Consider the following 16,335-nt stretch of genomic DNA (forward strand, 5'->3'; position numbering starts at 1 on the left):
CGGGTCAGCCCCCGGCCGGAGCGGTGTGGGGTTGTTCCGGGCCGGGCTTGGGGCGGGTGCGGGTCCAGGACGGGTCGGCGGCGGGACGGTCAGGAGTGGGGGGACGGTCCATGGGCAGAGGGGTCTCCTGCGGTGTGGGGGGTGGTGAGCGGTGCGTCGGGAGCCGTCGACAGCTCGGCCCAGACGACGCGGGAGGAGGGCCGTCCCTCCGGCGCGGACGCGACGCCCCAGTCGAGACTGAGCGCGTCGACGAGGAACAGGCCGCGCCCGTTCTGCTCGTCGGGTCTGGCCCGCCGGGGCGCCGGGAGCGCGATGATGCTCCCGTTCTGGTCCTCGACCTCGATGCGGATCCGGTCGGCGTCGGCGTGCACCCGGCAGACGATCCGCCGGCCGGCCGAGTGCACGATCGCGTTGGTGACCAGTTCCGAGGTCACCAGGACCGCGTTGTCGCGGGCCTCCTCGGACACGCCCCACATGCCGAGCAGCTCGCCCACGCTTCGGCGGGCGTTGCCCACCGCGCGCGGTGTCGGCGCCAGGTCGAAGGCCCGGCTGAGCGGGGCGGGACGGTCCCCGGAGGCGAACCGGCCGAGGCCTTGCGGCCCAGGGAGTCGGCCGAGGCGTTCGCCTCCGGGTGGTGTGGGGACGCCCGTCGCGTCGGACGGGCGGTGCGGGCCCTCGGCGGCGGCCGCCAGGGCCGGCCGGGGCAGGCCGGTTATGTGGTCCTCGGGCAGTCGGTCGAGCGGCTGGGGGAGAGAGGGCGGGGCCATCGCCGTGCGCCTTTCGTCCGGCTTCGCAGCGTGAGAGCTGAGCGGTCGCGTCCGCCCCGGCCACGCGGGGGCAGACGACAACCCGTACCTGGACGGCGCCGGGCCGCAGCTCAGTCTCCCCCGACTGGACTGCTTCGCCTGCTCCTTGGTCGGCCGGAGCAGTAGGTCCACTCTGGCATCTGCCAACAGCGCCTCGCAACCAGCAAGTTGAAAATTGCAAGAAGCGAAGTGCATGCTGCTCCCGACAAGAAGTGATCGAACGAGTCCGTGCACGATCACGAGTACATGAGACGGTGAGCCTGAAACCTGGCACGAGGGGGTAGGGCGTGACCTCGGAGACCGACTGGGGCGGAGCCCCGTCCGTCCTGCGCATGATCCTCGGCAGACAGCTGGAGGAGATGCGGACCAGGGCCGGTCTGACCTTCGAGCAGGCGGCCGCCGCCATCGGGGTCAGCCACTCCACGATCCGCCGGATGGAGGCCGCCAAGGTGGCCCGGCTCCGGCTGGCCGACGCCGAGAAGCTCCTGCAGGTCTACGGCGTGACGGACCGCCAGGAGATCGACACCTTCCTGCAGTCGGTGCGCGAGGCCAACAAGCGCGGCTGGTGGCACACCTACCGGGACGTGATGCCGGACTGGTTCGCCGCGTATCTCAGCCTGGAACAGGCCGCGTTGCAGATCCGCGCGTACGAGAACCAGTTCGTGCACGGCTTGTTGCAGACCCGCCAGTACGCCACCGCCCTGCTCGGCGCCGGCAACCCGCACGCGCCCAGCGAGGCGACCGAGCGCATGGTGGCGCTGCGCATGCGCCGCCAGGAGCTGATCACCCGGCAGGCACCGCCGCGGCTGTGGGTCGTGATGGACGAGACCGTGCTGCGCTGGCCGGTCGGCGGTACCGGGGTCATGCGCTCCCAGATCGACCACCTCATCGAGGTCAACCGGCTGCCCAACGTCACCTTGCAGATCATGCCGTTCGCCAACGGCCCGCACCCCGCCATGCGCGCGGGCGCGTACCACCTCTTCCGGTTCCGGGCTCGCGAACTGCCCGACATCGTCTATCTCAACGGCCTGGTGGGCGCTGTCTACCTGGACAAGAGCGCCGATGTCGTGGTCTATCGCGAGGCCCTGGACCGGCTGGGCGCCCAGGCGGCGCCCGCCAGAAAGACCGAGGCCGTCCTCGGTGCGATTCGCAAGGAGCTCTGACGTGCACCACCCCATACGCAACGGCATCCCGTCCCGGCAACTCGGCGCGCGCGGCTGGTCCAAGCCGTGGAGCGACGACGCCGGCGGCGCCTGCGTCGAAGTGAAGAAGCTCGCCGACGGCCGGGTCGCGGTACGTCAGTCGACCGATCCCGATGGTCCGGCGCTGGTCTTCACACCCCGTGAGATGACGAGTTTCCTGTCCGGTGTGAAGGCGGGTGACGCCGACTTCCTGATGTGACCGGTGTGTTTCCGGAACTTCCTTGGTATGGCTGATCGTTCAATCAACCCCGCACAGCTGACGCACCACCCGCAGACCCCGAACACCCCGCATCCCCCCTCACCTGAATGGGAGACACGGCGTTGCCCGACAACGGATGGCCGGCCGACCGCATCGACACCGAGAACGCGCACTCCGCGCGGATCTACGACTACATCCTGGGCGGCAAGGACTACTACCCCGCCGACCAGGAGGCGGGTGACGCGATGTCGCGGGAGTGGCCCGCGCTCCCGATCCACATGCGCGCCAACCGCGACTGGATGAACCGCGCCGTGCGCTGGCTCGCCGAGGAGGCGGGGATGCGCCAGTTCCTGGACGTCGGGACCGGCATCCCCACCTCGCCGAACCTTCACGAGATAGCCCAGGCGGTGTCCCCGGACTCCCGGGTGGTCTACGTGGACAACGACCCCATCGTCCTCACCCTGTCCCAGGGCCTGCTCTCCAGCACGCCCGAGGGCCGCACGGCGTACATCGAGGCGGACTTCCGCGACCCGGCGGCCATCCTCGACGCCCCCGAACTGCGCGAGACCCTCGACCTCGGCAAGCCGGTGGCGCTCACGGTGATCGCCATCGTGCACTTCATGCTCGACGAGGACGACGCCGTCGGTGTCGTACGGCGGCTGCTCGAACCGCTGCCCCCGGGCAGCTACCTGGCGATGTCCATCGGCACCGCCGAGTTCGCGCCCGAGGAGGTGGGCCGGGTCGCCCGCGAGTACGCGGCCCGCAACATGCCGATGCGGCTGCGCACCATCGACGAGGCCCACGAGTTCTTCGAGGGCCTGGAGCTGGTCGAGCCGGGCATCGTCCAGGTCCACAAGTGGCACCCGGACGGCAGCGGCGAGCAGGGCATCCGCGACGAGGACATCGCGATGTACGGAGCGGTCGCCCGCAAGCCGTGACATCTCCTGGCTCCGTGCCGGGGTCCGGTTCACCTTCCCGGCCCCGGCACGGTCGCCGCGCGGGTACTGTCCAAGCCATGTACACCACGCGTGTCACCAGACGGGTACAGGCGCCCCCGGCCACCGTCTACCGGGCTCTGCTCGACCCGGAGGCGGTCGCCGCCTGGCGGGCCCCGGACGGCATGACCGCCCGGGTGCTCGCCTTCGACGCCCGGGAGGGCGGCGAGTTCCGGGTGTCACTGGACTACGACGACCCGGGCCGCGCGGGGAAGTCCGGCGGGCACACCGACACCTACCGGGGCCACTTCGCCCGGCTCGTGGAGAACCGGCTCGTCGTCGAGGTCATCGACTTCGAGACCGGCGACGACACCGCGCGCGGCACCATGACGATGACGACCACGCTCACCGGGGCGGACGGCGCCACGGATGTCGAGGTCCTGCACGAGGACCTCCCCGAAGGCATCCGCCCCGAGGACAACGAACTGGGCACCCGGATGGCCCTCGACAACCTGGCCCGGCTGGTCGAGGGCCCCGCCTGACTCAGGCGTTCGGGTCGAACGAGATCCCGGACGGCATGGAGTACGACAGGTTGGCGTCGAACGAGCCGTCCTTGATCTTGATGGTGGCCTCGCCGAAGTCCGCGTTCATCAGCTTGTCGCGGTAGCCGGCCGGGTAGCCGTCCCAGCCCACCAGGCGCGGGTAGAACCAGCCGCCGGTCACGTTCTCCGGCGGGTCGTCGTTGGAGTTGGCGAAGCGGAAGTCGTGCGTGGACAGGCCGTCCTTGTGGTACACGATCTTCGGGTGGGTGCCGTCGAACCGGATCGCCGAGGCGGCCGCCACCTGGTAGCTGCTGTGCTGGGACACCGACACGTACTGCACCTGGTTGTCCTGGATCCACACGATGACGTGTTCCCAGTCGTGCCGGTGCCCGATGGCCAGCGGCCCGTACGTCGCCTGGTCCTTCTCGAAGTAGCTGGCGTACATCACCGCGCACCAGCCGTTGTTGCACTTCTCCCGGGAGTAGGTGTTGGCGTTGGCGAGCTGCGCGTAGTCGTGGCAGTGGCCGTTGACGTCACCGCCGAGCCCCAGACCGGGGTTGATGGTGCCGTCGGCGCCGATGGCCGCGGTGGCGTAGCAGCCGTCGCCGTCGTAGTCGTAGGCAGGGGAGAACGTCTGCTCCAGGCCGTCGGCGTTCTGCGGCAGCAGCGTCAGGACGTCGGCGTGCGCGGTGGCCGGCACGGCGACGACCAGTGCGAGCGCGCCGAGTGCCGCGGCGAGGGCTTTGCGCAACGGCCGTCTGCGGGTGGGGGACTGCAGGTCGGACATGTCGACTCCCTGTCGGTGAAAGGCGATGCGGAGTCTGGCAGCCGGTTCCCGCGGGAGACCACCCTTACGACTTAACTTTGACCCAAAGACAATTGAACAGCTCATTCAACTCCTGTGCTGACAGCAGCTGTTGAGCTGCTGTGAGTCGCACGGAGGCGGCGGTTGCCGCGCGGGCCGCCGGCGCTCGCCGGGGGCCGACGATCTCGCGGCCCCGCGCGCTGCACGCCGACGACACCGGCACCCGGGCCGCCGCCGACACCACCGCCGACTTCGGTCACGTTGCGCTCACCCCGGCCCGGGCGCGCGGTGCTGATCAGCCGGCCGGACGGCACGGCCGAGGTGGCGACGGGTGAACGGATCAGGGTGCCGTGTCAGCGCTCGGGTGTAGGGGTGGTCCGGGGTGGTGGAGATCGGATCCTGCTGGACGTGGACGTGGACGTACGGCGCTGTCCGTCGACCGATCGCCGTGGTGCTGGACTCACGGGGCGTCGGCGCGCTGGAGGGGCTCTCGGGCAGGCCGGCCACGTTGGAGCCGAGGGCGCCGGAGCTACTCACACCCCGGCGTCCCGACTCCTCCCTGACCGCGACCAGGCACAGCTCCCGGTCGTCGACGGCCACGGCCCGCCGCGGCGGACGCGCCGACACCCCGGAGGCGCGGCGGGTCGTGTCGCCGCGCCGGTCAGCCGCAGGCGCCCCCGTTGAGGGCGAAGGCGGTCGGGGAGGGGTTGCTGCCGGTGAGCGAGCCCTGGACCCCGAAGCTCGCCGTGGCTCCGGGCGCGAGCGTCCCGTTCCAGTCGGCGTTGCGGGCGACGACGTCGGCGCCGCTCTGGGTGACGGTCGCGTTCCAGGCGCTGGTGACGCGCTGGCCGCCCGGGTAGCTCCAGGTCAGCTGCCATCCGCCCACCGCGGACGTACCCGTGTTCTTGACGGTCACGGTCGCGGTGAAGCCGTCACTCCAGGCGTTGTCCACTTTGTACGTCACCGCGCAGGACGCCGTGGGCTGTCCGCCGGTGGACGTCCGCTCGGCGGCGTAGGCGGCGAGCCAGGCCAGCGGGGCGTTCCAGTTGATCGCCACCTCGTTGGTGGAGTAGGAGCCGATGTCGTCGATGTAGCAGGCGGCGGGGGCGCAGCCGGCGAGCTTCTCCTGCGCCACCGGATCCTGCAGGGCGCTGTCGGGACCGCCCGCGAGCGCGCCCGCCGGCGGGTTGGGCAGAGAGGAGTCCAGCTGATGCGCCCAGAAGCGGTGATGCTGGTTGTGCGAGGACTTCTCGCCGTAGCCGGTGACGTACGACTGGCCGATGGCGTTGCGGCCGAGCAGGTAGTCCATCGTCTCCAGCACGCCGGCGCGGTAGCGCGCGGCACCGGTCAGCTCACCCGCGACGGCCATGACGACCGCGTTGTCGGCGGCCTCGCTGTTGGAGCCCCAGAAGTAGCCGTCCGAAGGGATGGGCACGGCGTAGCCCTGTCCGGCCATCGTGGACAGGTAGCCGTCGGCGGCCGAGACCACCGAGGAGCGGATGCGGGCGAGGTCGGAGGCGGGCAGCCCGTTGGGAACGGTGGCCAGGGTGAGCCGGCCGAGCGCGGCCGTCTCCGCCCAGCCGAAGCCGTAGGGGGTGAAGGCGCTTGCGGAGGTGTGCCAGGGCGAGGAGGTGACCGCGTCCCGGTAGGTGCTCTCGCCGGTCGTCGCGTACAGCTCCGCGGCCGCCCAGTAGAACTCGTCGGTGACCTGGCTGTCGCCGTACGCCCCGCCGCCCGTGCTGTCCGAGTCCGGCGCGTACATCGCGGGGTTGGCCTGCGCCGCCGTCCAGGCCCGGCGGGCGGCCGTCAGGCAACGGTCGGCGAACGCCGAGTCGTAGGGGCGGAAGACGCGGGCGCACTGGGCGGCGGTGGCCGCGAGGTTGAGGGTGGCCGCGGTGGAGGGGCGGTGCAGCTCACGGGGCTGGGCGTCCTGGTCGGGGCGGGTCGGGATGCCGGTCCAGGCCGCGTCATGGATCTTGTGGAAGGCCATGCCCGCGTACGGCTTGCCCTCGGGCACCTGCATCCGCATCAGGAACTCCAGTTCCCAGCGCGCCTCGTCCAGCACGTCAGGGACACCGTTGCCGCGCTCGGGGACGCGCAGCGTCGAGTCGCCCAGCGCCGCGTCCGTGCCGGCGCGCGCGGCCCGCTCGAAGGAGTTGACGACCAGCCAGGTGGAGATGCCGCCGTTGACCACGTACTTGCCCTGGTCGCCCGCGTCGTACCAGCCGCCCCGGACGTCCTGGGTGTAGTCGCACACCCCGGACTGGCAGGGGACGGAGGTGTCGCCCATGTTCGGCGAGACCCCGAGGTGGCCGGCCGGGCGGGCGTAGGCGGAGCCCACCAGGGAGGCGTCGATGGCGATGCCGCTGCGCTGGTGGTAGAAGAACGCCATCGCGTCGGAGCGAAGCCCGTCGTAGAGGTCGGCGCGGATGTCGAACGGGTCGCTGGAGCTGCCGTCCACCGTCAGGACGTATCCCGAGCCCGTCCCCTGGTACGACGAGAAGTCCGCGACCTGCACCGACTGGCCGGAGGGGGTGTCCGCGCCGCGCGGGACCGTGGAGCCGGAGGCGACCACCGTGCCGGAGGCGTTGCTCAACTGCCAGGTGAGGGACTGCGCGGCCGTGGTGACGACCGTCGCCTGTTTGGGGCCGTCGGGCAGGTAGCCGACCTGGTTGACGCGTACGGCTGTGGTCCCCGCGGCGGCCGCCGGGAAGGCGAGGAAGCCGCCGAGGAGGAGCGAACCAGTCAGCAGGGCGGCGGTGAGGGGCCTGTTGAGGAGGCGTAACGACGTGCAGGCGGGCATGAGCGGCTCCTGGGGGATGGACGGGTGGGTCGGTCATGGGAGCGCTCCCATTGTGAGGGTGGCATGGGCATGACCGTCAGTCAACCGATAGGAGCGCAGGCAACGCCGTGCCGCCCGCCCCGCGCCTGTTCGCCGCGGCCGCGGCGACCGCCCACCGGGCGCAGTCGACCGACTCAGGGGCGAACAGCGCCGGGGCCTGGTGCGGCGCCGCTCACTCCTCGCCGCTGAAGGTGCCGAGAACGAAGTGGTCGAACATCTCGAAGCGCGGGTCTACCAGCCTGCTCAGACCGTCCTGGGGGGCGCGGCGTCCGGTGCGGCGAGCGTGCGTGCCGGCCGTTGCGCGGCAGACGGCACCTCCGCAACAGGCCCTACGCCCGCACGGAGCCGCGCCCGGTGCCGTGGCCGAGGACGCCGTGGTGGTGACGGTGGCGCACGGCCGGCGCGCGGTGCAGGGCGATCAGGGCCGCGTCGTCGCCGAGGCGGCCGCCCGCATGCGCCAGCAGGTCGCGCCGGATGTGGTGCATCAGCACCTCCGGCGCGGCGTCGGTCCACTGCGCGACCCTCTCGGTCAGCGGGTAGAAGCGGCCCTGGGCGTCCCGGGCCTCGATGACACCGTCGGTGTAGAGCAGCAGCGTGTCGCCGGGCTCGAACGAGAACACGTCCAGGGTGTGCTCGGCGCCGCCCGCCCCGGGCACGCCCAGCGGCGGCGAGGGGTGCAGGCTCGGCACCGTCACCGCGTGTCCCGAGCTCAGCAGCAGCGGCGGCGGATGGCCGCTGCTGGTCATCCGGGTGACCGGGTCCTCGTCGGGGATGTCGATCAGCAGGGCGGTGGCGAACCGCTCGCCCGGCTCCTCCGGGGTCTCGAAGTCCGCCGCGTACCGGTGCACGCTCTGCTCCAGGGCGCAGGCGAGGGCCGGCAGGGTGACGTGCCGGTGGGCGGACTCCCGGAAGGCGCCGAGCAGCAGCGCCGCCTCGCCGATCGCGGACAGCCCCTTGCCCCGCACGTCGCCGATCAGTACCCGGACCCCGCCCTCGCAGCGGGTCGCCGCGTAGAAGTCACCGCCGATCTGCGCCTCGTCCTCGGCGGCCAGGTACAGCGAGGCGATCAGCAGCGGCCCGAGGCGCTCCGGCAACGGCCACATCAGGACGTGCTGCGTGGCCTCGGCGACCGTGCGCACCTGGGCCAGCTGGGCCCGGTGCCGCTCGCGGACCGCGCTGTAGACCACCACGATCACCGAGAGCAGCGCGAGGGTGACGATCTGCACGATGCGGTTCATGTTGATCAGTCCGCCGCGGAACTCGCCGATCACCACCTCGGAGGCCACCGCGAGCGCGCCGACCAGCGCGGTGGTACGGGGGCCGGCGAACGACGGGGTGAGCGCGGGCGCGATGACCAGGGCGGAAGCCAGGTGGACGTCGGGAGGCGACCGGATGGCCGCCACCGTGATCACCACGATGAGGGCGATCGGGAGCAGCAGCAGCGCGTGCGACGGCTGCCGCGACCGCCGCAGCCCCGTCGTACAGCTCAGCAGCCTGCCCATGCCACCGGCGTGCGCCGCCGCCGGGGGACCGGCCACCGCGAGCCGGCCGGCTCCCCGGACGTACCCGCCTCCCCGAAGGCCCGTGCCCGAGGCAGGTGCTGGAGGCGCGCTAGAGGTTCACGGAACGCATCCCGGCCTCGTCGTAGCGCTCGCCCGCCGCCCGGGGCACCTCGGCCTCGATCCGGGCCAGGTCCTCCTTGGTCAGCTCGACGTCGACGGCGGCCGCGTTCTGCTCCAGGTAGCCGACGCGCTTGGTGCCCGGGATCGGGACGATGCCGTCGCCCTGCGCCAGCACCCAGGCCAGAGCCAGCTGCGCCGGGGGCACGCCCTTCTCGGCGGCGATCTCCTTCACCTTGGCGGCGAGCCGCAGGTTCGCGTCCAGGTTGTCGCCGGTGAAGCGGGGGCCGGTGCGGCGCCAGTCGCCGGTGTCGAGGTCGTCGGGGGAGGAGAACCGGCCGGCGAGGAAGCCGCGGCCCAGCGGCGAGTAGGGGACGAACCCGATGCCCAGCTCCCGGCAGGCGGGCAGCACCTCGTCCTCCGGGTCCCGGGTCCACAGCGAGTACTCGCTCTGCACGGCCGCGACCGGGTGCACCGCGTGGGCCCGCCGGATCGTCTCGGCGCTCGCCTCGCTCAGCCCGATGTGCCGGACCTTGCCTTCGGCGACCAGCTCGGCCAGGGCGCCCACGGTCTCCTCGATCGGCACGTTCGGGTCGACGCGATGCTGGTAGTACAGGTCGATGCGGTCGGTGCCCAGGCGCTCCAGTGAGCCGTGCACCGAGCTGCGGACATGCTCGGCCGAGCCGTCCTGCGGGCCGATGCTGCTCATGTCGCCCGGCACGGCGTGGTCCATGCGGTAGTTGAACTTGGTGGCGATCACGTACTCGTCCCGGTGCCCCCGGATCGCCTCGCCGACGAGGATCTCGTTGGTGAGCGGCCCGTAGAGCTGCGCGGTGTCCAGGAAGGTGACGCCCAGTTCCCGCGCGCGGTGGATGGTCCGCACACTCTCGTCCTGGTCGGCGGTGCCGTAGAAGGCGGACATGCCCATGCAGCCGAGGCCGATGGCGGAAACCGACAGATCCCCCAGATTGCGCTGTCGCATGTGACTCCAGCCTTTCCCACTGACTTGCTTTCCGCTGACTCGCTTTCCTCATGGACGCTACGACCTGAAGAGCACTCGAAGTCAAACGGGCACCGCCGATCCGGTACACCCGGCCCCCCCCCGGCCGGGTACACGGGCGGCGTACCCGCAGCCCGCGCCCGCGGCGTACCCCTGGCGGACCGTGCCGCGCCAGGGGACGACTCCGCGCCTCTCCGGCCCCGGCCGCTGCGCCGGGGCCCGCCGCGCGGCCGGCACCGGGGAGATCCCCAGGTCGTGGCCGGCGCGGGAGCCAGGCCGTACCCGGTGAACTCCCGTCAGGGGTTGAGCCGGACCGGCAGCTCGAACAGGTCGTTCTGGGTGACCACCGGCTTGTTGCGCAGCTCGGAGGCCGGCACCGCGAGGTCCAGGCGGGGGAAGCGGCCGTAGAGCGCGGGCAGCGCCACGCCGGCCTCCAGGCGGGAGAGCGCCGCACCCGGGCAGACGTGCGGGCCGTGCCCGAAGGCGATGTGCCGGTTCGGCGACTCCCGGGTGATGTCGAACTCCCCGGCGCTCGGCCCGTGCGCGTTCTCGTCGCGGCCGAGCGCGGCGTACGACACGATCAGCGCGTCGCCCGCCGGGAGCACCTGGTCGCCCACCGGCACGTCCTCGGTGGCGAACCGGATCAGGACGTGCGAGGTCGGGGTCGACCAGCGCAGGGTCTCCTCGACCACGGCCGACCAGTCCACGTCGCCGGAGAGGACCCTGGCCCGCTGGTCGGGGTGGGTGGAGAGATTGACCACGGCGTTGACGATCAGGGAGATCGTCGTCTCGTGCCCGGCCGCCACCATCAGCTGGAGGGTGGAGACGATCTCCTCGTCGGTGAGGTGGTCGCCGTCCTCGGAGGCCAGGATCAGCGCGCTGGTGAGGTCGTCGCCGGGCTCGGCCCGCTTGGCGGCGACCGTCGCCGCCATGATCCCCGCCAGTTCGGTCAGGGTCGCGATGACCTCGGCGGGCGGGGTCTGGGTCGAGAAGAACTTCTCGAACAGTGTTTTGAGGCGGGGCAGTTCGGCCTTGTCGATGCCCATCAGGTCGGCGACCACGTACATCGGCAGCGGGTAGGCGAACGCCGCCTTGAGGTCGATGCTCTCCGCGTCCTCGGGGAGCGCGTCGAGCAGGTCCTGGGTGAGCTTCTCGACCCGCTCGCGCAGCTGCTCCACCCGGCGCGGAGTGAGGGCCTGCGCGACCAGGGCGCGCATCCTGCGGTGGTCGGCACCGTCCACGGTCAGCATCGAACGGCCGGGGTTGGCGAGGCCGATCAGCGGCCAGTCCGGCGCGATCTCCCCGCGCTGCCAGGCACCCCACACGTTGATGTCCTTGACCAGCCGTGGGTCGGTGAGCAGCGCCTTGGCCTCGGCATGGTGCGTGACGGCCCAGACCGGCACCCCGCCGGGCAGTTCCACGGCGGCGAGCGGACCGGCGGCGCGCAGTCGCGCGCTCTCGCCGTCGAGGTCGGTGACGAAGGGGTCGAGGGCGATCCGTGCTTGTCCGGTACCGGTCGTCATCGTGACGTGTCTCCCAGGGCAGGGTCGGGTAACTTCGCCGTTCGGTGTGCTGCGCCTGTCTCTCGAGGGGGAGGTGCGGATCAGAGGGCGGGTACGGGCGTGAACCTGACGGGCAGTTCGCTCAGCCCCCGCAGCCACGGCGAGGGCCGGCGGGTGAGGGACTCGGCGGGCACCGCGAGGTCGATGTCCGGGAGCCGGTCGAGGACGACCTCGATGGCGGTCCGGGCGATCACCTCGGCGACCTCCTGGGCGGGGAACGGGCAGCGGTGCTCGCCGTGCCCGAAGGAGAAGTGCGCGTTGTTGCCGCCGGTCAGCGCGGAGGCGTCGGTGCGCACCTGCGGATCGGAGTTGGCGCCCTGGAGGCCGAGGATCAGCAGGTCACCGGCGCGGATCCGGCGGCCGCCCAGCTGGGTGTCGCGGGAGGCCCAGCGGCCGGCGATGTTCTGGCTGGGGGTGTCCTCCCACAGCACCTCGTTCATCGCCTCGGCGACACTGTTGCGGCCCCCGAACAGGGAGGCGGCGAACCGGTCGTCGGTGAGCATCAGGCGCAGCGAGTTGCCGATCCAGTCGGCGGTCGGCTGGTGCCCGGCCGCCATCATGACCATCAGGTCCTGCATGATCTCTTCGTCGGTGAACCCGCTCTTGTCCTGGAGCATCCGCGAGACCACGTCGTGGGCGGGGTTCGCCTTCCGGTCGGCCAGCAACTGGGCCATGGACATCGCCAGATGGGTCTGCCCGGCGAGGGCCCGCTCCCGGCCGTCGATCATGTCGTTGAGGGCGGTGACCAGGCCGGGGCCCTCGTCGTCGGCGAAGCCGTACAGCCGGGCGAGCACCCGCACCGGCAGCAGCATCGCGTACTGGCCGATCAGGTCCGCCTCGCCGCTGGTGCACAGTACGTCGATCAGCTCGTCCGCGAACCGCTCGGCGTGGCCGCGCAGTTCGAACGGGTCGACGGCCTCCAGCGCGTCGCTGATCATCCCGGCCCGCTCGCGGTGCCGCTCGCCGACGGTGTAGAGGATCGACGGCTGCTTGCGGCCGATCATCGGCAGCAGCGGCCAGTCGTCGGGGATCAGGTCCCACTGGTTCCACAGGTCCGAGTCCCGGCTGAACAGCACCGGGTCCCCGGTCACCTGGTGCAGCTCGCGGTAGCCGACCACCAGCCAGGCGGGCACGTCCCCGTCGAGCACGACGGGGGTGACGGCGCCGTGGTCGCGCCGCATCTCGCGGTACAGTCGCGCCGGTTCGGTCTGGAACCGGGGGCCGCCGAGCGGTACGGCGTCGGGGGTCACACGAACTCCTGTCGGGGCAGGTCCGCCGGTGCCGAGCGGTCGGCGTACCGGTTCTTGACGTGCTGGACGAGTGTGATCAGCACCTGCTTGCCGGACTCCCGGGAGCGGGCGTCGCAGCTGACCAGCGGGACGTGCGGGTCCAGGTCGAGGGCGTGCCGGACGTCCTCGGGCGGGTGCACCGGGCCGCCGAAGTGGTTGCAGGCCACGATGAACGGGGTGCCGTGCTTCTCCAGCCGGTCGATGGCGTACCAGGAGTCGCCGATCCGACGGGTGTCGACGAGCACGACCGCGCCGAGGGTGCCGGAGAACAGCCGGTCCCACAGGAACCAGAACCGCTCCTGGCCCGGTGCCCCGAACAGGTACAGCACATTGCGGGCGTCCAGCGTGATCCGGCCGAAGTCGAAGGCGACGGTGGTGGCGGTCTTGCCGCTCACCTCTCGGATGTCGTCGACCGCCTCGCCGGCCTGGGTCATCGTCTCCTCGGTGTTGAGGGGACGTATCTCGCTGACCGAGCGGACCAGCGTGGTCTTGCCGACGCCGAAGCCGCCCACGACCACGATCTTGAATCCGTGGTCGGCGGAGGCACCCAACGGGGTGCGCGCGTCAGAGGTTGCGGAGTCCAACGAGCACCTGCTCCAGGATGTCGGGGTCGGTGATGGCCGGCCGGTACGGGTGGCGGGCGCTGACCCGGCCGGCCGCCTGCAGGTCGCACAGCAGGACCTTGGTGATGCTCACCGGCAGCTTCAGCTCCGCGGCGATCTCCACGACCGAGGTCGGGAACTTGGCCAGGCGCAGGATCGCCGCGTGCTCCGACTGCATGCCGGGAACCGGCTCCGACTCCGCGACGACCAGGGTGACCAGGTCGAAGGGGCTGTCGGACCCGGTGCCGCTGCGGCCGCCGGTGATGGTGTACAGACGGTCGGGTGCGTCGTCCCTGCCGGGCCGGCTCATGACGTGCGGGGCTGCGCGGTCAAGTGTTCGCCGAGCTGCTCGACGAGTTCGCTCATGTTGTGCCCGATCAGCCCGGGGTCGGCGTCCTCGCTGGTCACCACGGCCAGATGGGCGCCCTCGCCGGCCTCCACGATGAACAGCACGCCCCCGTAGAACTCGGTCATCGCCGACCGCACGCCGCCGCTGCCGTCGCCGAACTCGACGGACGCCCCGTGTGACAGTGACTGGATGCCGGCGGCGATCGCCGCGAGCTGGTCGGCCTGGTCGACGGAGAGCTCCGGGGTACGGCAGAGCTTCAGGCCGTCGCGGGAGAGCACGAGGGCGTGCCGCGCGCCGGGGGTGCGCTCCAGGAGACCCTCGATGAGCCAGGTGAGCTTGTCGTCGGCGGTGGTCCTGCCGGTCATGAAGTGGGGTCGCCTTCCGGGTACGCGTGCGGGTGGGACGTGAGCTCCGAGCCGGACTCCGGGTGAGGCGCGGGGACCGGGTCGTGCGCGGGGACGGGGGCATGCGGAGCGGCTTCGCCGGGCGCGCCGTATGCCTCGGCGGACGTTTCGGCGGAGTCGGGCGCCGGCGGGCGGACGGCCTGCCGGAAGCTGTTGAAACGGGCGGCACGGAGCTGGGCATCCGCACCGCGGGGCGCGGGACGCGGCTCCGCGGGCGGCGGCGCCGACCGGCGCTCGGCCTCGGCGAGGGTCCGGCCACGGCGGCGCCTGGGCAGCCCGGTGGGCCCTTCCTCGAACTCCTCGGCAGAGTCGGACGCGGCGGACTCGTGCACCGGCGGGGGATCCGCCGCGACCGGCACCGGCTCGGCCGGCTCCGTCTCCTCGGCGGGTTCGGGTTCGTCGGTGACCGGGCGGGTCAGCAGGTCCTGCGGGACCAGCATCAGCACCCCCGTGCCGCCGCGCGCCGACGGCCGGAACGACACCTTCAGGCCGTACTTGCGGGAGAGGCGGCCCACCACCGCGAGCCCGAGCCGGGTGCCGGTGAGACCGCCCAGCTCGGTGATGTCGCCGGCGACCGCCCGTTCGGCGCGGCGCAGCTGCACATCGCCCATCACCAGCCCGCTGTCCTCCACGGACACGATGACCCCGGCCGGCACCTCCTCCACGTACACATGGACCTCGGCGGTGGGCGGCGAGAAGTTGGCCGCGTTGTCGAGGAGTTCGGCCAGCGCGTGCATGACCCCCTCGGCGGCGTGCCCGGCGACGGCGATCTCGCTCACCGAGTGCACCCGCACCCGGCGGTAGCCGCTGATGCGCCCCATCGCGCCGCGCAGGATCGACTCCATGCTGATCGGCCGCGCCCAGCGGCGGCCGGAACGCGCCCCGGTGAGGACGGCGATGGAGTCGGCGAGCCGGCCCGCCTGCGCGGTGCGGTGGTCGAGGTGCAGCAGGTCGGCGAGGATGTCCTCGCCGGTGTGCCGGTCCTCCATGGCCCGCAGGTCGGCGAGGGTGGCGGTGGCGAGGGCCTGCATCCGGCCGGCCGCGTTGCCGGCGGCGGCGATCGCGACGGCCCGTTCCCGCAGGGCACGCTCCAGTTCGGCGGTGAGCCGGTCGTTCTCCTGCCGGTACCAGTCCAGTTCCTTGCCGACGTCCTGCTGGTTCCGGGTTCGCTCCTGCTCGAAGGACTCGGCGAACTCGCTGCGCTGCTGCGCCAGTTCGTCGATCAGCCGTTGCTGCTCCTGGCGCGCCTCCTCGGTGGTCCGGGCCTGCTGCTGGAGCAGCCGCCCGATGTCCTGGCTCACCGCCTCCAGCCGGCGCCGGGCGCCGCGCGCGGCCCGCGCCGCGTGCACGGCCCAGGTCACCGCCGCGCAGAGCAGCAGCGCCGCCGCGCTCGCGCCGAGGGCGAGGGGCGCGCGCACCGAGGCCGGCGCGGCGGTCACCGCGGCGACGACGACGAGGGCCGACACCACGGCGGTCAGCGCGAAGGTCGGAACGAGCGTACGGGGGGCAGGTCGTTCGCCGGGGTGCGTGGGCGCGGTCATCGGTCCGGTCTGGTCCTCGGAGCAGGTAGGGATGGGTTTCCAGTGAAGGAGTTGTGACGCTCGGTGCTGAACTGGGCGTCACTATACGAGAGGTTGTGATCTAAACAGAACAGTTCCGGTCTCATTGCCGAAAACCGGCTGTGCGCAAGGTGGCTTGCTGTGCCCAGGCTGTGCGCGGCCTTGTGTGCCACCGTGCTCGAAGGTGTCCGCCACGATCGCGGCGGCCGCGCCGACCAGCGGGGAGTCGGCCTCGGCGGCGTCGGCGCGGGTGGAGAGGACGGCGACGACCAGGGACGCGCGGGGGCCACGCGACCACCACATCGTCGGCGGTGCCGTACCCGCCCGTTCCGGTCTTGTCGCCCACCGTCCAGTCGCCGGGGAGCCCGGCGCGGACCCGTTCCCCGCCGGTGGTGCCGGCGAGCAGCCGGCCGGTGAGCCGCCGCCGGGCCGCCCAGTTGCTCCAGCAACAGGTTCGCCGCGGTGTTGTCGCTGTGCGAGACCGCCGCACCGCACAACTCGGCGACGGTCATTCCGGCGGTGAGATTCCCGGGCTCTCCGGTGACCGGAGCACCGCCCGCCCTGTCGATGCCGCCCTCGTCGTAGTGCACGACCCGGCTGAATACGTCCGCATGACTGCT

16 protein-coding genes and 1 pseudogene are annotated in these 16,335 nt (G+C 72.1%); 4 read left to right on the forward strand and 13 right to left on the reverse strand.

The window, feature by feature from the left end:
• Positions 1-89 precede the first annotated feature (89 nt).
• Positions 90-767, reverse strand: a complete 678-nt coding sequence (locus tag LQ326_RS08515) for an ATP-binding protein (RefSeq protein ID WP_234534271.1) — start codon at positions 765-767, stop codon at positions 90-92.
• Between the two features lie 326 nt (positions 768-1,093).
• Here LQ326_RS08515 and LQ326_RS08520 point away from each other — a divergent pair, with 326 nt between their 5' ends.
• From LQ326_RS08520 to LQ326_RS08535, 4 genes are all read left to right on the forward strand, one after another.
• Positions 1,094-1,969 carry a Sco1979 family transcriptional regulator gene (locus tag LQ326_RS08520; protein WP_234534273.1) on the forward strand — a complete coding sequence of 292 codons (876 nt, stop codon included), beginning with the start codon at positions 1,094-1,096 and terminating at the stop codon, positions 1,967-1,969.
• A gap of 1 nt (position 1,970) precedes the next feature.
• Positions 1,971-2,207 carry a DUF397 domain-containing protein gene (locus LQ326_RS08525; protein WP_177233215.1) on the forward strand — a complete coding sequence of 79 codons (237 nt, stop codon included), beginning with the start codon at positions 1,971-1,973 and terminating at the stop codon, positions 2,205-2,207.
• A gap of 122 nt (positions 2,208-2,329) precedes the next feature.
• Complete coding sequence (locus tag LQ326_RS08530) at positions 2,330-3,145, forward strand: SAM-dependent methyltransferase (protein ID WP_234534275.1); 816 nt, start codon at positions 2,330-2,332, stop codon at positions 3,143-3,145.
• A gap of 77 nt (positions 3,146-3,222) precedes the next feature.
• Positions 3,223-3,684: an SRPBCC domain-containing protein gene (locus tag LQ326_RS08535; RefSeq protein ID WP_234534277.1), complete on the forward strand. Its 462-nt coding sequence runs from the start codon at positions 3,223-3,225 to the stop codon at positions 3,682-3,684.
• A gap of 1 nt (position 3,685) precedes the next feature.
• Here LQ326_RS08535 and LQ326_RS08540 read toward each other — a convergent pair whose 3' ends face one another.
• The 12 genes and pseudogenes from LQ326_RS08540 to LQ326_RS08595 all read right to left on the reverse strand — a co-directional run.
• Entirely contained in the window at positions 3,686-4,471 is a 786-nt protein-coding gene (locus tag LQ326_RS08540; protein ID WP_234534279.1) for an NPP1 family protein, read from the reverse strand.
• A 285-nt stretch (positions 4,472-4,756) separates the two neighbouring features.
• Entirely contained in the window at positions 4,757-5,089 is a 333-nt protein-coding gene (locus LQ326_RS08545; protein ID WP_234534897.1) for a hypothetical protein, read from the reverse strand.
• Between the two features lie 61 nt (positions 5,090-5,150).
• Positions 5,151-7,292, reverse strand: coding sequence for a glycoside hydrolase family 9 protein (locus LQ326_RS08550; protein ID WP_234534282.1), 2,142 nt, complete (start codon positions 7,290-7,292; stop codon positions 5,151-5,153).
• Between the two features lie 368 nt (positions 7,293-7,660).
• A complete protein-coding gene (locus tag LQ326_RS08555; RefSeq protein ID WP_234534284.1) occupies positions 7,661-8,833 on the reverse strand; it encodes a PP2C family protein-serine/threonine phosphatase in 1,173 nt (390 codons plus the stop codon).
• A 109-nt stretch (positions 8,834-8,942) separates the two neighbouring features.
• Positions 8,943-9,932, reverse strand: coding sequence for an aldo/keto reductase (locus tag LQ326_RS08560; protein WP_234534286.1), 990 nt, complete (start codon positions 9,930-9,932; stop codon positions 8,943-8,945).
• Between the two features lie 314 nt (positions 9,933-10,246).
• On the reverse strand, positions 10,247-11,473 hold the full coding sequence (locus tag LQ326_RS08565) for a cytochrome P450 family protein (protein ID WP_234534288.1): 1,227 nt from the start codon (positions 11,471-11,473) through the stop codon (positions 10,247-10,249).
• 80 nt (positions 11,474-11,553) lie between these two features.
• Positions 11,554-12,762: a cytochrome P450 gene (locus tag LQ326_RS08570; protein WP_234534290.1), complete on the reverse strand. Its 1,209-nt coding sequence runs from the start codon at positions 12,760-12,762 to the stop codon at positions 11,554-11,556.
• Entirely contained in the window at positions 12,759-13,385 is a 627-nt protein-coding gene (locus LQ326_RS08575) for a GTP-binding protein (RefSeq protein ID WP_372496781.1), read from the reverse strand. Before LQ326_RS08575 ends, LQ326_RS08570 begins: the two co-directional genes overlap by 4 nt.
• Positions 13,366-13,713, reverse strand: a complete 348-nt coding sequence (locus tag LQ326_RS08580) for a DUF742 domain-containing protein (protein ID WP_234534291.1) — start codon at positions 13,711-13,713, stop codon at positions 13,366-13,368. Before LQ326_RS08580 ends, LQ326_RS08575 begins: the two co-directional genes overlap by 20 nt.
• Positions 13,710-14,117 carry a roadblock/LC7 domain-containing protein gene (locus LQ326_RS08585; protein ID WP_181807431.1) on the reverse strand — a complete coding sequence of 136 codons (408 nt, stop codon included), beginning with the start codon at positions 14,115-14,117 and terminating at the stop codon, positions 13,710-13,712. The genes LQ326_RS08580 and LQ326_RS08585 overlap by 4 nt, the downstream gene beginning before the upstream one ends.
• Positions 14,114-15,697 (reverse strand): sensor histidine kinase, encoded by a 1,584-nt coding sequence (locus LQ326_RS08590; RefSeq protein WP_234534293.1) that lies wholly within the window; start codon positions 15,695-15,697, stop codon positions 14,114-14,116. The genes LQ326_RS08585 and LQ326_RS08590 overlap by 4 nt, the downstream gene beginning before the upstream one ends.
• Before the next feature lie 301 nt (positions 15,698-15,998).
• Positions 15,999-16,242: pseudogene (locus LQ326_RS08595) on the reverse strand (serine hydrolase); the annotation flags it as partial.
• Positions 16,243-16,335 lie beyond the last annotated feature (93 nt).

The organism is Streptomyces shenzhenensis (assembly GCF_021462265.1).
Lineage (GTDB): Bacteria > Actinomycetota > Actinomycetes > Streptomycetales > Streptomycetaceae > Streptomyces > Streptomyces shenzhenensis.

Excerpts from the sequence above, each read along its gene's own strand:
- LQ326_RS08515 (WP_234534271.1), bottom strand. The coding sequence starts at position 767 with ATGGCCCCGCCCTCTCTCCCCCAGCCGCTCGACCGACTGCCCGAGGAC.
- LQ326_RS08535 (WP_234534277.1), top strand. The coding sequence starts at position 3,223 with ATGTACACCACGCGTGTCACCAGACGGGTACAGGCGCCCCCGGCCACC.
- LQ326_RS08540 (WP_234534279.1), bottom strand. The coding sequence starts at position 4,471 with ATGTCCGACCTGCAGTCCCCCACCCGCAGACGGCCGTTGCGCAAAGCC.
- LQ326_RS08550 (WP_234534282.1), bottom strand. The coding sequence starts at position 7,292 with ATGCCCGCCTGCACGTCGTTACGCCTCCTCAACAGGCCCCTCACCGCC.
- LQ326_RS08555 (WP_234534284.1), bottom strand. The coding sequence starts at position 8,833 with ATGGGCAGGCTGCTGAGCTGTACGACGGGGCTGCGGCGGTCGCGGCAG.
- LQ326_RS08560 (WP_234534286.1), bottom strand. The coding sequence starts at position 9,932 with ATGCGACAGCGCAATCTGGGGGATCTGTCGGTTTCCGCCATCGGCCTC.
- LQ326_RS08565 (WP_234534288.1), bottom strand. The coding sequence starts at position 11,473 with ATGACGACCGGTACCGGACAAGCACGGATCGCCCTCGACCCCTTCGTC.
- LQ326_RS08580 (WP_234534291.1), bottom strand. The coding sequence starts at position 13,713 with ATGAGCCGGCCCGGCAGGGACGACGCACCCGACCGTCTGTACACCATC.
- LQ326_RS08585 (WP_181807431.1), bottom strand. The coding sequence starts at position 14,117 with ATGACCGGCAGGACCACCGCCGACGACAAGCTCACCTGGCTCATCGAG.
- LQ326_RS08590 (WP_234534293.1), bottom strand. The coding sequence starts at position 15,697 with ATGACCGCGCCCACGCACCCCGGCGAACGACCTGCCCCCCGTACGCTC.